This window comes from Vibrio sp. KMM 9700, from assembly GCF_058545285.1.
On record NZ_CM178589.1, the window covers coordinates 1,574,720 to 1,590,284 of the forward strand.

Sequence of the window (15,565 nt, forward strand, 5' to 3'; positions counted from 1 at the left end):
ATTTTTATTATATTTTTGATCATTTGGGAATGCACCGTAAGAACGCTCATCTAATTTCTAGGTGAGTGGTGTAACTACAACCAGGAGTAAATCCAAATGGCTTTAAATCTTCAAGACAAACAAGCAATTGTTGCTGAAGTCAACGAAGCAGCCAGTGGTGCACTTTCTGCAGTTATTGCTGACTCTCGTGGTGTTGATGTTAGTGCGATGACTTCTCTACGTAAACAAGCGCGTGATGCGGGCGTTTACATGAAAGTTGTTCGTAACACACTAGCACGTCGCGCAGTTGTTGGCACAGACTACGAATGTCTAAACGACGTATTCGTTGGTCCAACTTTGATCGCTTTCTCTAACGAGCACCCAGGTGCTGCAGCGCGTCTTTTCAAAGACTTCGCTAAAGAGAATAAAGATTTCGAGATCAAAGCTGCTGCATTTGAAGGCGCTATTACTGACGCTGATGTACTAGCGACACTACCAACTTACGACGAAGCGATTGCAAAACTAATGATGTGCATGAAAGAAGCTTCTGCTGGCAAGCTGGTACGTACTATCGCTGCTGTTCGCGACCAAAAAGAAGAAGCAGCTGCTTAATAAAGCTTGCTTTTTACTGGTTAAAAAATATACTTATTGTTGACTTAAAAGAGAATTGTTATGTCTATTACTAACGAGCAAATCCTAGACGCAGTTGCAGAAATGTCTGTAATGCAAGTTGTTGAGCTTATCGAAGCTATGGAAGAAAAATTTGGTGTTACTGCTGCAGCTGCAGTTGTAGCAGGTGGCGCAGCTGGCGGTGACGCTGCTGAAGAGCAAACTGAATTTGACGTAATCCTTACTGCTGCTGGCGGTAACAAAGTTGCTGTAATCAAAGCAGTACGTGGCGCAACTGGCCTAGGTCTTAAAGAAGCTAAAGGTCTAGTTGACGGTGCTCCTGCTCCGCTTAAAGAAGGCATCGCTAAAGACGAAGCTGAAGCGCTTAAAGCACAACTAGAAGAAGCTGGTGCTTCTGTTGAAATTAAGTAATTTATACTTGATTTCTTAGCCGCAAGGCTAATGGCTGGTGGTTAATTGACCACCGGCCTTTTTGCGCTGTAGGGTATTGATGTATTTTCTCTGTTTTGGTATCAATATCTATGCAAAAACTTTTTGTGATCATTTGCGGCGTCCCCGCCAATTGAAACATCAAGTCATTTCAAAAAACAGTTATTTAGTCACTACCCCTTTCTAATAGAGAATGTTTTGGGTAGTTTGGGTCACTTATCAGCTAGCTGAGGAACCCCATGGTTTACTCTTATACCGAGAAAAAGCGCATCCGTAAGGATTTTGGTAAGCGTCCACAAGTTTTGGACGTCCCATATTTGCTATCGATCCAGCTCGATTCTTTCGAAAAATTTATTGAGCAAGATCCTGAAGGCCAATATGGTCTTGAAGCTGCCTTCCGTTCTGTATTCCCAATCCAGAGCTATAATGGCAATTCCGAGCTGCAATACGTTAGCTATCGTCTCGGTGAACCTGTGTTTGACGTTAAAGAATGTCAAATTCGAGGTGTCACTTATTCGAAGCCACTACGCGTAAAACTACGTTTGGTTGTTTTTGATAAAGACGCACAACCAGGTACCGTAAAAGACATTAAAGAACAAGAAGTCTACATGGGTGAGATTCCACTCATGACAGACAATGGTACCTTTGTAATTAATGGTACTGAGAGGGTTATCGTATCCCAGCTGCACCGAAGCCCAGGCGTATTCTTCGACAGCGATAAGGGTAAGACCCACTCTTCAGGTAAAGTTCTTTATAATGCACGCGTGATCCCATACCGTGGTTCATGGTTGGATTTCGAGTTCGATCCTAAAGATAACCTATATGTACGTATTGACCGTCGTCGTAAACTTGCTGCGACTATCATTCTACGTGCGCTAGGCAAAACAACTGAAGAGATCTTAGATCTGTTCTTCGACAAAGTGCACTTTGAAGTGCAAGACAACGCCCTACGCATGGAACTTGTTCCTGAGCGTCTTAAAGGTGAAGTTGCAAACTTTGATATCGAAGCAAACGGCAAAGTTTATGTTGAGACAGGCAAAAAAATCAATGCACGTACTATCCGTCAACTTGAAAAAGACGGCGTAGACTTCATTGAAGTTCCTGTTGAGCACATTGTTGGCAAGATTGCATCAAAAGACTATGTCAATGAAGCAACTGGCGAAATTATTGTTAGCGCGAACCAAGAGATCACTCTTGAAGCTTTGGCTGAGCTTTCACAAGCTGGCTACAAAGAAATTGATACGCTATTCATTAATGATTTCGTAAACGGTCCATTCATCTCTGACACATTACGTATTGATAACACAACAGATCGCCTAAGTGCGCTAGTTGAAATCTATCGTATGATGCGTCCTGGTGAGCCGCCAACGAAAGAAGCTGCTGAAGCATTGTTTGAAAGCTTATTCTTCTCTGAAGATCGCTATGACCTTTCTGCTGTTGGTCGTATGAAGTTCAACAGTTCTATCGGTCGTGATGACAAGCAAGAGCAAGGTATTCTTGACGAAGAAGACATCATCGCAGTGATGCAAAAACTAATTCGTATCCGTAATGGTAACGATGAAGTTGATGATATCGATCACCTTGGTAACCGTCGCATCCGTAGCGTTGGTGAAATGGCTGAAAACCAATTCCGTGTTGGTCTTGTTCGTGTTGAGCGTGCCGTGAAAGAGCGCCTAAGCCTTGGTGACCTTGATGCAATCATGCCTCAAGATCTAATCAATGCGAAGCCTATTTCTGCTGCAGTGAAAGAATTCTTTGGTTCTTCACAGTTATCGCAATTTATGGATCAGAACAACCCGCTATCAGAAGTAACGCATAAGCGTCGTATTTCTGCATTAGGTCCGGGTGGTCTTACGCGTGAGCGTGCAGGCTTTGAAGTACGTGACGTTCACGTAACTCACTACGGTCGTCTATGTCCGATCGAAACGCCTGAAGGTCCAAACATCGGTTTGATCAACTCACTTTCAGCGTTCGCACGTTGTAATGAATATGGTTTCCTAGAAACTCCATATCGTCGTGTAGTTGATGGTGTTGTGACTGAAGATGTTGAATATCTATCAGCGATCCAAGAAGGTAGCTATGTTATCGCTCAGGCAAACGCACGCCTGAACGAAGACAACTCTTTCGCAGATGAGCTGATCACAGCACGTCAGAAAGGTGAATCTGGTCTTCACCCACGTGAAAACGTAGATTTCATGGACGTTGCGACAAACCAAGTTGTATCGATTGCGGCATCGCTTATCCCATTCCTAGAGCACGATGATGCTAACCGCGCCTTGATGGGTGCGAACATGCAACGTCAGGCCGTACCAACACTAAGAGCTGATAAGCCATTAGTCGGTACAGGTATTGAGCGTAACGTAGCGGTTGACTCAGGTGTAACTGCAGTTGCTAAACGTGGTGGTATGATCCAGTCTGTGGATGCATCACGTATCGTTGTAAAAGTAAATGATGACGAGCTGATCCCAGGTGAAGCGGGCATCGACATTTACAACTTAACTAAATATACACGTTCTAACCAAAATACATGTATCAACCAGCGTCCAACAGTGATGCCGGGTGAACCTGTAGCTCAAGGTGATGTACTTGCTGATGGTCCTTCAACAGACCTTGGTGAGCTAGCGCTTGGTCAAAACATGCGCATCGCATTCATGCCTTGGAATGGTTATAACTTTGAGGATTCAATCTTAGTTTCTGAGCGCGTTGTTCAAGAAGATCGTTTCACAACTATCCACATCCAAGAGCTTTCTTGTGTGGCACGTGATACGAAACTTGGCAGCGAAGAAATCACAGCGGATATTCCAAACGTTGGTGAGTCTGCGCTATCTAAGCTAGATGAGTCTGGTATCGTTTATATCGGTGCTGAAGTGAAGGGTGGTGACATCCTAGTAGGTAAAGTAACACCTAAAGGTGAAACTCAGCTTACTCCAGAAGAGAAGCTATTGCGTGCTATCTTCGGCGAAAAAGCATCTGATGTGAAAGATACTTCACTACGTGTACCAAACTCTATTTCAGGTACCATTATTGATGTTCAAGTCTTTACCCGTGATGGCGTAGAGAAAGACAAGCGTGCGCTTGAAATTGAACAAATGCAGCTGAAAGAAGCGAAGAAAGACCTTACTGAAGAGTTCCAAATCTTGGAAGGCGGTCTTCTAGCGCGTGTTCGCAGCTTGCTTCTTGCAAATGGTTACACTGAAAGCCAGTTAGATGGTATGGATCGTAAGCAGTGGCTAACACTGACTCACGATGACGACAATGTTCAAACCCAGCTTGAGCAACTTGCTGAGCAGTGGGATGAGCTAAAAGCTGACTTTGACACTAAATTTGAAACTAAGCGTCGTAAGATCACTCAAGGTGATGACTTACAACCTGGTGTTCTTAAAGTTGTTAAAGTTTACCTAGCTGTGAAACGTCGTATCCAACCGGGTGATAAGATGGCGGGTCGTCACGGTAACAAGGGTGTAATCTCTAAGATCAACCCTGTTGAAGACATGCCTTATGATGAAACAGGTCGTCCTGTTGATATCGTACTGAACCCACTAGGTGTACCGTCTCGTATGAACATCGGTCAGATCTTAGAAGTTCACTTAGGCCTTGCTGCTAAAGGTATCGGTGACAAGATCAACAAGATGATCAAAGAGCAACAAGAACTAGCGAAATTCCGCGAATTCTTGCAGAAGGTCTATAGCTTAGGTGAGACACGTCAAGAAGTTGACATTGCGTCTCTATCTGATGATGAAGTACGTACATTGATCAAAAACTTACGTGGCGGTCTACCGATTGCAACGCCAGTATTTGACGGTGCTTCAGAAGCTGCAATTAAAGACCTGCTAGCACTTGCTGATCTACCAACTTCAGGTCAATTGACCTTGTTTGATGGTCGTACTGGTGATGCGTTTGAGCGTCCTGTAACTGTCGGTTACATGTACATGCTGAAACTAAACCACTTAGTTGATGACAAGATGCACGCACGTTCGACTGGTTCTTACAGCCTAGTAACTCAGCAGCCACTTGGTGGTAAAGCTCAGTTCGGTGGTCAGCGTTTCGGTGAGATGGAAGTATGGGCACTTGAAGCTTATGGTGCTGCTTACACCCTACAAGAAATGCTAACAGTTAAGTCCGATGACGTGAATGGCCGTACTAAGATGTATAAGAACATCGTAGATGGCGATCACAGCATGGAACCTGGTATGCCTGAATCCTTCAACGTATTGTTGAAAGAGATTCGTTCACTAGGTATCAACATCGAACTAGAAGACGAAGAGTAATTCTCTTTGGATTAACCCGGTAGCGAAAAGGTGCTCAAAACGTTGAGTACCTTTTTACTCCTTACAGGAGCTGATTGTGAAAGATTTATTAAACTTTCTAAAAGCACAGAATAAAGCCGAAGAATTTGATGCAATCAAAATCGGTCTAGCTTCTCCAGACATGATCCGTTCATGGTCTTTTGGTGAAGTTAAAAAGCCAGAAACAATTAACTATCGTACGTTCAAGCCTGAGCGTGATGGTTTGTTCTGTGCGCGTATTTTTGGCCCAGTAAAAGACTATGAATGTCTTTGTGGTAAATACAAGCGTTTGAAACACCGTGGTGTGATCTGTGAGAAGTGTGGCGTTGAAGTTACACAAACTAAAGTTCGCCGTGATCGTATGGGTCACATCGAGCTTGCGTCTCCAGTTGCGCACATCTGGTTTCTAAAATCACTTCCATCTCGCATCGGCCTATTAATGGATATGCCGCTACGTGATATCGAAGCAGTGCTTTACTTTGAAAAGTATGTTGTGACCGAAGCTGGCATGACAGATCTTGAAAAGAGCCAAATGCTGACGGAAGAAGAGTACCTAGACAAACTTGAGCAATGGGGCGATGAGTTCGTTGCGAAAATGGGTGCTGAAGCGATTAAAGATCTATTAAACACTATGGATCTTGAGCAAGAAATCGAAATCATGCGTGAAGAGTTAGAAACAACTAACTCAGAAACTAAGCGTAAAAAAGTTACTAAGCGTCTAAAACTAGTAGAAGCATTCGTTCAATCTGGCAACAACCCAGAATGGATGATCTTAACAGTTCTACCTGTTCTACCGCCAGATCTTCGTCCGCTTGTACCACTAGATGGTGGTCGTTTTGCGACGTCTGATCTCAACGATTTATATCGCCGCGTGATCAACCGTAACAACCGTTTGAAGCGTCTATTAGACCTAACAGCTCCAGATATCATCGTACGTAACGAAAAACGTATGCTGCAAGAATCTGTTGATGCTCTGCTTGATAACGGTCGTCGTGGTCGTGCGATTACTGGTACCAATAAGCGTCCTTTGAAATCACTTGCTGATATGATCAAAGGTAAGCAAGGTCGTTTCCGTCAAAACCTTCTTGGTAAGCGTGTTGACTATTCAGGCCGTTCGGTTATCACAGTAGGTCCATACCTACGTCTGCACCAGTGTGGTCTTCCTAAGAAGATGGCACTTGAGCTATTTAAACCATTCATTTATGCGAAACTAGAATCTCGTGGCATGGCAACAACCATCAAAGCTGCGAAGAAAATGGTAGAGCGTGAAGAAGCAGTGGTTTGGGATATTCTTGACGAAGTAATCCGTGAACACCCAGTGCTACTTAACCGTGCACCGACACTTCACCGTCTAGGTATCCAAGCATTTGAACCTGTACTGATTGAAGGTAAAGCGATCCACCTACACCCTCTAGTATGTGCGGCATATAACGCCGACTTCGATGGTGACCAAATGGCGGTTCACGTACCTCTAACTCTTGAAGCACAGCTTGAAGCGCGTACCCTAATGATGTCGACAAACAACATCCTGTCGCCAGCATCAGGTGATCCTATCATCGTACCTTCTCAGGACGTTGTATTGGGTCTTTACTACATGACGCGTGAAAAGATCAATGCGAAAGGTGAAGGTATGTACCTTTCTGGCCCAGATGAGGCTGAAAAGGCATATCGCACTAAGACTGCTGAACTACACGCACGTGTAAAAGTTCGTATCACAGAAACTGTGAAAGACGAAGATGGTAATGAGACAACTAACACTGCAATGCGTGATACGACTATCGGTCGTGCAATGCTTTGGAACATTGTCCCAACTGGTTTACCTTTTGATCTGCTTAACCAAAAACTTGGTAAGAAGCAAATCTCAACGCTTTTAAACGAAGCGTATCGTAAGCTTGGCCTAAAAGACACAGTAATCTTTGCTGACCAAATCATGTACACAGGTTTTGCTTATGCGGCACTTTCTGGTGTTTCTGTTGGTATCAACGACATGGTTGTACCTGACGCGAAATACACTGAAATCGCAGCAGCAGAAGAAGAAGTTCATGAGATTCAAGATCAGTTCGTATCTGGTCTAGTAACAGCTGGTGAGCGTTATAACAAGGTTATCGATATCTGGGCTGCAACCAATGACCGTGTTGCAAAAGCTATGATGGACAACCTGTCTTCTGAAACTGTTATTAACCGTGACGGTGAAGAAGAGCAGCAAGAATCATTTAACAGCATCTACATGATGGCCGACTCAGGGGCGCGTGGTTCTGCGGCTCAGATTCGTCAGCTAGCTGGTATGCGTGGTCTGATGGCTCGTCCAGATGGTTCAATCATCGAAACGCCAATCACAGCGAACTTTAAAGAAGGTCTAAACGTCCTTCAGTACTTCATCTCAACCCACGGTGCGCGTAAAGGTCTTGCCGATACAGCACTGAAAACAGCGAACTCAGGTTATCTGACTCGTCGTTTGGTTGACGTTGCACAAGACGTTGTGATCACTGAACCTGATTGTGGTACTTTCGAAGGTATCCACATGACTCCTCACATCGAGGGTGGTGACGTGAAAGTTGCACTAACAGAACTTGCGCTTGGTCGTGTAGTTGCTGAAGATGTAATGAAGCCTGGTACAGAAGAAGTTCTTGTTCCACGTAACACACTAATCGACGAAAAATGGTGTCAAATCCTAGAAGAAAATTCTGTGGATGCGATGAAAGTTCGTTCTGTGGTTACTTGTGAATCTGACTTCGGTTGTTGTTCAAACTGTTACGGTCGTGACTTGGCTCGTGGTCACATGGTTAACCAAGGTGAGGCAGTTGGTGTTATCGCTGCGCAATCTATCGGTGAACCTGGTACACAGCTAACCATGCGTACGTTCCACATCGGTGGTGCGGCGTCAACGGCAGCAGCAGAAAACAGCATCCAAGCGAAGACAACTGGTACAGTTAAACTTCACAATGCGAAATTTGTAACCAACAAAGAAGGCAAACACGTGATCACTTCTCGTGCTTCTGAACTAACCATCATTGATGAGTTCGGTCGTACGAAAGAGAAACACAAACTTCCATTTGGTTCTCAGCTAACAAAAGCACATGACGATGCAGTTGAAGCAGGTGAAACTGTTGCAAACTGGGAAGCGCACACCATGCCAATCATCACTGAAGTGGCAGGTCGCATCCAATTTATCGACATGGTTGAAGGCGTTACAATTTCGACACAAGCAGATGATCTAACCGGTCTATCTTCAAGTGAAGTAACAGATCCAGCACAACGTCCAACAGCAGGTAAAGATATGCGTCCAGCTATCAAACTTGTTGATGCAAATGGTAACGATGTAATGATCCCTGGCACAGATATGTCAGCGACTTATATCCTACCTGGTAAGGCGATTGTGAACCTTGTTGACGGCGCAGAAGTTGGCGTGGGTGATACGCTTGCACGTATTCCACAAAAATCTGGCGGTAACAAAGATATCACGGGTGGTCTACCACGCGTTGCGGATCTATTCGAAGCTCGTAAGCCTAAAGAGCCTGCAATTCTTGCTGAATACACAGGTACAGTTTCTTTCGGTAAAGAGACTAAAGGTAAGCGTCGTCTGATTATCACTCGTGAGGGTGGTGATACATACGAAGAGATGATCCCTAAACATCGTCAATTGAACGTGTTTGAAGGTGAGAAAATTGAACGTGGTGACGTGATCTCTGATGGTCCAGAAACACCGCATGATATTTTACGTCTACGTGGCGTTCACGCTGTGACTTCTTACATTGCGAACGAAGTTCAAGAAGTTTACCGTCTGCAAGGGGTAAAAATTAACGATAAGCACATTGAAACGATTGTTCGTCAAATGCTGCGTAAGTGTACTATTACTCGTTCTGGCGACTCAAACTTCCTTGAAGGTGAGCAAGTAGAATTCGCACAAGTGAAGATCGCAAACCGTCAGCTAGAAGCTGAAGGCAAAGAGCCAGCAAGTTTTGAACGTGACCTTCTTGGTATCACCAAAGCATCACTTGCAACTGAGTCATTTATCTCAGCGGCATCTTTCCAAGAAACAACTCGCGTGCTAACTGAAGCCGCTGTTTCTGGTAAGCGTGATGAACTACGTGGTCTGAAAGAGAACGTTATCGTTGGTCGTCTGATCCCAGCAGGTACAGGTTATGCCCATCACAAAGAGCGTCAAGCTCAACGTGAAGAGCAAGGCCCATCAGCTGAGCAAGCGACAGATAACCTAGCTGCACTATTAAATGCAGGTTTCTCATCTGAGGAGTAATCATTCTTTGCTTCATATGTTGAAGTAAAAATGAAAGCATAATTGAGAGGGTATCCATGAATTTGGGTACCCTTTTTTATGCTTCTTTCTTTTTACATTTAGATTATACTTCTTGGCATTCCCATACCCCGTCTTTTGTTAAGGCTAAAAAATGCTTTATTTGCTTCCTTTGATCACTGTTTTAATTTGGTCAGGCAATGCTATTGTGAATAAACTCGCAGCGCCTTTGATCGATCCCGGAGCGATTTCGTTATATCGCTGGGTTGTTTCTGTACTTATATTGACGCCATTTATGCTCAAGCCGATTTGGAAGTCGCGTAAACTTATTATTCCAAATTTACCTAAGCTTGCATTTTTAGCTTTTCTTGGATTAGTGCTCAACCAGTCTTTAGGCTATTACGCAGGGCATTACACCACAGCGACCAATATGGCTTTGATCACCTCACTAGTGCCTTTAATTGCACTATTTATGAGTATTAAGCTGCTCAATCAAAAGCTAACATTTCCGGCAGTGGGTGGCGCGATTTTATCTTTGCTTGGCTTGCTCTTTATGCTGAGTCATGGGGATATTAAGTCTCTGTTTGAGCAAGGCTTTAACCAAGGTGATGTGTTAGTTTTAGTCGCAGCGATTGTCTATGCGCTTTATTGCGTGTTAGTCAAACGTTGGCCGATGCCGATTTCAAACTGGCAATCTGTGTATATTCAAGCCAGCTTTGCAGTGCTGATGTTAACGCCTATGTGGGCGATAAGTGACAATAAAAACCTAGATGCACAAACCATACCTTTGGTTTTATATGCCGGCTTTTTTGCATCCGTGCTTGCACCATGGCTGTGGATGACGGCTATTAATGGTCTTGGCGCAGATAAGACATCTATGTTTATGAACTTGATGCCAGTGATGACGGCCATTATTGCAAGTTTTAGCTTAGGTGAGCAGTTGACCCATGAGCATTACATCGGAATTGCTTTAGTGTTACTTGGGGTAATGATCGCACAAATTCGTTATCGATTTGGGATCCGTAAGGTTTCACCAAGCCGAAATTAAGACTCTAATGATAAGGAATAAGCCTGCCCGAGCTGATACTTGTTGCTTATCATTTACACTTTAATTCCCCCTAGATTGAGCTGATATAACACACCTTCTTAACATATCCCTATTCGCACAGTGTTGCATTTAACATGTTGTTATCATTCAAAAAAATGTCTTATATTATCAATAATAGTGTCACCTAAGCGTCATTTACCCCCTATATAAATGTGACTTCTTTTAATTACACTTTATATAGGTTTTGCATGCTTCGTCGTAACTTTTTAAAAATCACCGCAGCGGGTGCTTCATCTGTCCTTATGGGCTGTTCGGATAATGATACGCCTTATAACCTTATTGATACTGCCAAACCACCTGAAGGTAACGGTGGTTTAGAGGTGAATGATAAGCCTGCCTTTTATATCCCAAATGATGATGGTACAAGTGTTGAGTTCGCTGTCATTGGTGATGTCCACTCGAACGGCAATATCTTAAAAGGTGCTTTAGAGGAAATTGAACGTCGTGGTATTAAGAATGTGTTACTCATTGGCGACCAAGCGGATACCTTCCTAACTGAAGAATATATCGATGGGTTTTCTGAGCCAGAAGCTTACATTAAAATGATTCAAGAAGAAGAATTTGATAAGCGTTTAAATCTCTACCCAGTACGCGGTAATCATGAAGGTTTAAATACTGAGCATGACAACCCGTTATCGCCAAAAACTTTTGATAATATGAAATCCGACTGGCGTAACACTATCGGCCAATTGCTTGATACCCATGATGATTTAATTTTTCCTGAGTATATCCGCGAAGATACAGGTGAGTTATTAGATTGCTCCGCTTTATATGCTTTTATCCTTGGGCGTACGCTTTTTATCGCGGGTGACCCATACATCACGGCAGCTTGGACAACCTTGCCTTATGATCGCGAAAAAATCTTAACTTACACCAGTGAAGGAGAGCCGATTTATTCCTATCAAGACTGGGTGCTGGTGTATGATTTTATGCAGCAAGTGATTGCATCTAAGCAAGGCGAGTTTGATCATCTAATTATGTTTAACCACTATCCACTTGCTGGTCGCAACCATGCTGGCCTTTTAGAAAACGAAGTTGGCGGCGTGCCTGTGCCTGGATATTTTCCGCAGCTTGAAACCAGTGGCAGTGAAGGGATCACGCAAAAATTCTTAAACCTACTCTCAGAGCATAATGCGATTTTCTTATCTGGACACGATCATATTTTCTCTAAAGGTTTGATTTATCCACAAGGCGCGAGCACTGATGAGAATGAACACATTCATTATGCAACTTATGAGAATCCAGATGACAATGCGCTAGGTTCTCTTGCGCAAGGCTTATTGCCTGAAAATCCAATTCGTCAGTTTATTTTTGGGTCGTGTTCGCAAAAGCATTATGATGTGACTCGCTATTATGCGGATAAATATGAAGTGCCTTTATATACGCTAGCGACTAACCGAGATGCAGGGAAAGTCAGCATCTTTGCGCAAGTTAAAATCACTGGCGACTTGTTTGATTTAAGTGTTTGGGGCAATGAGCATGACTTTGGTAGCGATGGCTTTAAAGATCAATATAAGCGTGAAAAGCAAGGTCAAGATGTTGAGCAGCATTTCTTAGATGCAGATAATTGGCAGCAACTGTCTGCACTACACTCAATTACTAACTCTCAACATTTAGTTGTACCACCAAATTATTCATATCAAACAGATATTACCGCCGAAACAAGTGAAGGCTACTTGGGCACAAGTGCACAAATTAGTGATGGAGTGAACACTACATTTAACGGCTTAGATAAGTCACGAGAAGGGATCACTAGCCCAGCTAAATATTATGGATTTGCTGAAGAGTTATGCTTTAAATGGCTAATTTCTGAGCATTGGCGCGTCTTTTCTGATGTATTGTTAATTAATGGCATGGCGGATCAGCAAGGCTTAGTCACTGACCAAAATGGTAATGAAACAGATAAATCAGCGCCGGGCGTTAGTATTTACAATGATGAACTTCTCACGGCTGATACTTTTAGATTAGGCTTGAGTATGGAATCCGTGCCTGAAGATCAAGAAGTGACGCTAGCGTTTTATCATGAAGAATCAGAGCAGTGGATAGAGCTTGAATCTTATCAAGAAGGTGGCTATTTATATGCGGACGCACTCAAAATCAACGGTTACTTTGCGATTGTTGCTGTGCTCGATGAGTCCGATATAAGCACATCTGAGCCTGAAGTAGATGCCCAAGCCTAAATTAGTTTAAATTTGCTTACATATTTACACGCGGTATGCTTTCGCTTGGATATGGATAAATAAAGACTTGAGAAGGACAAGTGTTAAAATGTCGTCTCAAGTCTTTTTTATAGGTAATCAAAAAAACGAATGTTACTCCTTGCTCTATATGTCCTGTTGGCGATTGGTGTGTCCTTTATTTGCTCCGTACTCGAGGCTTGTTTACTTAGTATAACGCCTAGTTATTTAGCTAGTTTGCGCCAACAAAATCACCCTGCTGCGGCTAGCCTGACGCAATTAAAAGACGATCTCGATCGCCCCTTAGCTTCGATTCTTACCTTAAATACCATAGCGCATACAATTGGTGCGGCGAGTGCGGGTGCGCAAGCTGCGATTGTGTTTGGCAATCAATGGGTCGGCGTATTTTCGGCGATTTTGACTTTAGGTATTTTGCTTTTCTCTGAAATTATCCCCAAAACCATAGGCGCGACTTACTGGCGTGAGCTTGCACCTATGAGTGCGAAAATCTTAAAAGTGATGATTTGGCTGCTGCGACCTTTTGTTTGGTTCTCTGAACAGATCACTAAGCGTTTATCGAAAGGCCAACAAGCGCCGAAAATGCGAGATGAAATGTCAGCTATGGCGATGCTTGCTCAAGAAAGTGGTGAATTTGCCGATGGTGAAACTAAAATGCTAGCCAACTTATTGAGCATTAAAGATATTCCTGTAACTCAGGTCATGACTCCAAGGCCGGTGCTGTTTCGCGTGAGGGCGCAAAAGACAATCACTGAGTTTTTAGATCAATATCCTGAATCGCCTTTTTCGCGTCCGCTGATTTTCAGTGAGAGCAAAGACAACATTTTAGGCTTTGTACATCGTTTAGATTTATTTAAACACCAAGCTGCCGGCAAAGGAGATCAGCAATTAGGCAGCGTGATGCGACCTGTGCATGTGGTATTAAATACCTTTAGCTTATTAAAAGTCTTCGAGCAGTTAGTGGTGGAGCATCATCAACTGACATTAGTGGTGGATGAATACGGTAGCGTGCAGGGACTCGTGACACTTGAGGATATTTTTGAATATCTGATTGGTGAAGAGATTATCGATGAAGCCGACCACACCACAGATATGCAACTACTTGCGACCGAGCGCTGGGAGCAGTGGAAGGTGAAACACGGCGTGATTGAAAAGCCTGATCCGGAGAGCTAATCTAGTCACTCTGAGAAGATTCAAGATGCCACCTAAATGATTGCGCATCTTGAATCGATTTAAGTTTATCGCTTATGCGCCAGGTGGCACGGCTAAGCTATCTGCAATCATTTGAATTAACTCGTCTTCAAACTCAAACCTATCTTCTAATATCTCGCCAAGCTTGGATATATCTGTATCAAAATCAGTGAGTGGATCATCGTCATCGACGTCAGCATACTTATCTGTGTAATCGAGTAGCGGCTCTGTTGTCGCGACAATTTTAAAGTACATTTCATCGATTTCTTGAGTAGGGGTAAAGCCTGTGGCTTGCCAAGTATTCATCACACTATCGTAAATCTTGAAGTGACCTTCAGAAATATAATCCACAAGATCAGCGCAAAATTGTTGCAACTCTTGTGGGCTTGGAAGGCCAGAAATAGGCTGCTTGATGAGATTAGATTGGATGCCGGCTATTTTCCAATACTCAACGATTAAGTGTTGGCGGCTATCGAGCCAGTGGTCAATGACTTCGCTTGAGCCACCAAACTCTGCTTGGGTCCGTTTTAGGTTTTGTAGCATGGCTCTGTCCTCTTGGGTTGTGATTTAGGCATGCATTTCCCTAAGCAGGCCCAATCGAGGTGATCGTTTCATCTATATGATTGTTTTTAGTATAGTAGGATTCTTCACGCAATCATAACTGATTAAAACTTGGTATGAATTTAGATTGCCAGTAAAATGAAACTTCTGCAAGCAAAGAGGATCTGGGATGTTAACGAATACTCAAAATGTTTACTGGTGTATTGTTGAAGGCAGTGAATTATATCTAATCGATCAAATGATCCCATATACAAGCGCACAGGATTTAGGCATAGAAACTGATCAAGCCATTTATATGGGGCGCTATAAAAATCAAGCTTGCTACTGGGTCAATGCTGGGGAAGTCGAACCTTGTTTTGACATGACATCTCTTCGAGAGTTGCTAACTTTAGATCAAGAAACCTTTCTTTTGGCAAGTCGCGCCGTACAGCTTGGACATATGACCCAAACGCAACGTTTTTGTGGCCATTGTGGTGGACGTAATCGATTGAATCATCAAGAACTTGCGATGCAATGTGGGGAGTGTCGGAGCATGCAATATCCGCGCATCTTCCCTTGCATCATAGTCGCAGTACGTAATGACAAACAAATCTTACTGGCGCAGCATCCAAGGCATAAAGCGGGCATGTATACAGTGATAGCAGGCTTTGTTGAGGTGGGCGAAACCCTTGAGCAATGTGTCGCGCGCGAAGTTAAAGAAGAGACAGGCATCGAAGTGGATCAGATTGAATACTTTGGTAGCCAACCCTGGGCATTTCCATCGAGTATGATGATGGCCTTTACCGCGCGCGCGGCCGGAGGCAAACTCAAGCCCGACTATCGTGAACTGACAGATGCCAATTGGTTTGATGCATCGAATTTACCTGAAGTTGCGCCTAAAGGAACTATAGCGCGAGAGTTGATAGAGCATACTCTTGAGCAAATAAAATAACCC

Annotated in this window: 9 protein-coding genes; 8 read left to right on the forward strand and 1 reads right to left on the reverse strand. The window is 43.5% G+C overall.

Annotated elements, in window-relative coordinates; genetic code table 11:
- The first annotated feature begins 96 nt into the window (after positions 1-96).
- The 7 genes from rplJ to AC2VOY_RS07115 all read left to right on the forward strand — a co-directional run bounded on the left by rplJ (position 97) and on the right by AC2VOY_RS07115 (position 14,052).
- A complete protein-coding gene (gene rplJ, locus AC2VOY_RS07085) occupies positions 97-591 on the forward strand; it encodes a 50S ribosomal protein L10 (RefSeq protein WP_491830591.1) in 495 nt (164 codons plus the stop codon).
- Positions 592-651: 60 nt separating this feature from the next.
- Positions 652-1,020, forward strand: a complete 369-nt coding sequence (gene rplL, locus AC2VOY_RS07090; RefSeq protein ID WP_491830592.1) for a 50S ribosomal protein L7/L12 — start codon at positions 652-654, stop codon at positions 1,018-1,020.
- Positions 1,021-1,277: 257 nt separating this feature from the next.
- Positions 1,278-5,306, forward strand: coding sequence for a DNA-directed RNA polymerase subunit beta (gene rpoB / locus AC2VOY_RS07095; protein WP_491830593.1), 4,029 nt, complete (start codon positions 1,278-1,280; stop codon positions 5,304-5,306).
- A 76-nt stretch (positions 5,307-5,382) separates the two neighbouring features.
- The gene (rpoC, locus tag AC2VOY_RS07100) at positions 5,383-9,579 is read left to right on the forward strand and encodes a DNA-directed RNA polymerase subunit beta' (RefSeq protein ID WP_491830594.1); all 4,197 of its coding nucleotides are present in this window, start codon (positions 5,383-5,385) and stop codon (positions 9,577-9,579) included.
- 151 nt (positions 9,580-9,730) lie between these two features.
- Positions 9,731-10,624, forward strand: coding sequence for a DMT family transporter (locus AC2VOY_RS07105; RefSeq protein ID WP_491830596.1), 894 nt, complete (start codon positions 9,731-9,733; stop codon positions 10,622-10,624).
- 248 nt (positions 10,625-10,872) lie between these two features.
- Positions 10,873-12,864 (forward strand): metallophosphoesterase family protein, encoded by a 1,992-nt coding sequence (locus AC2VOY_RS07110; RefSeq protein ID WP_491830597.1) that lies wholly within the window; start codon positions 10,873-10,875, stop codon positions 12,862-12,864.
- A gap of 129 nt (positions 12,865-12,993) precedes the next feature.
- Positions 12,994-14,052, forward strand: a complete 1,059-nt coding sequence (locus tag AC2VOY_RS07115) for a CNNM domain-containing protein (protein WP_491830598.1) — start codon at positions 12,994-12,996, stop codon at positions 14,050-14,052.
- A gap of 72 nt (positions 14,053-14,124) precedes the next feature.
- Here the strand turns inward: AC2VOY_RS07115 and rsd are convergent, their stop codons facing one another.
- On the reverse strand, positions 14,125-14,613 hold the full coding sequence (gene rsd / locus AC2VOY_RS07120; RefSeq protein WP_491830599.1) for a sigma D regulator: 489 nt from the start codon (positions 14,611-14,613) through the stop codon (positions 14,125-14,127).
- 187 nt (positions 14,614-14,800) lie between these two features.
- Between rsd and nudC the strand changes: the two genes are divergently transcribed.
- A complete protein-coding gene (gene nudC, locus AC2VOY_RS07125) occupies positions 14,801-15,562 on the forward strand; it encodes an NAD(+) diphosphatase (protein ID WP_491830601.1) in 762 nt (253 codons plus the stop codon).
- Positions 15,563-15,565 lie beyond the last annotated feature (3 nt).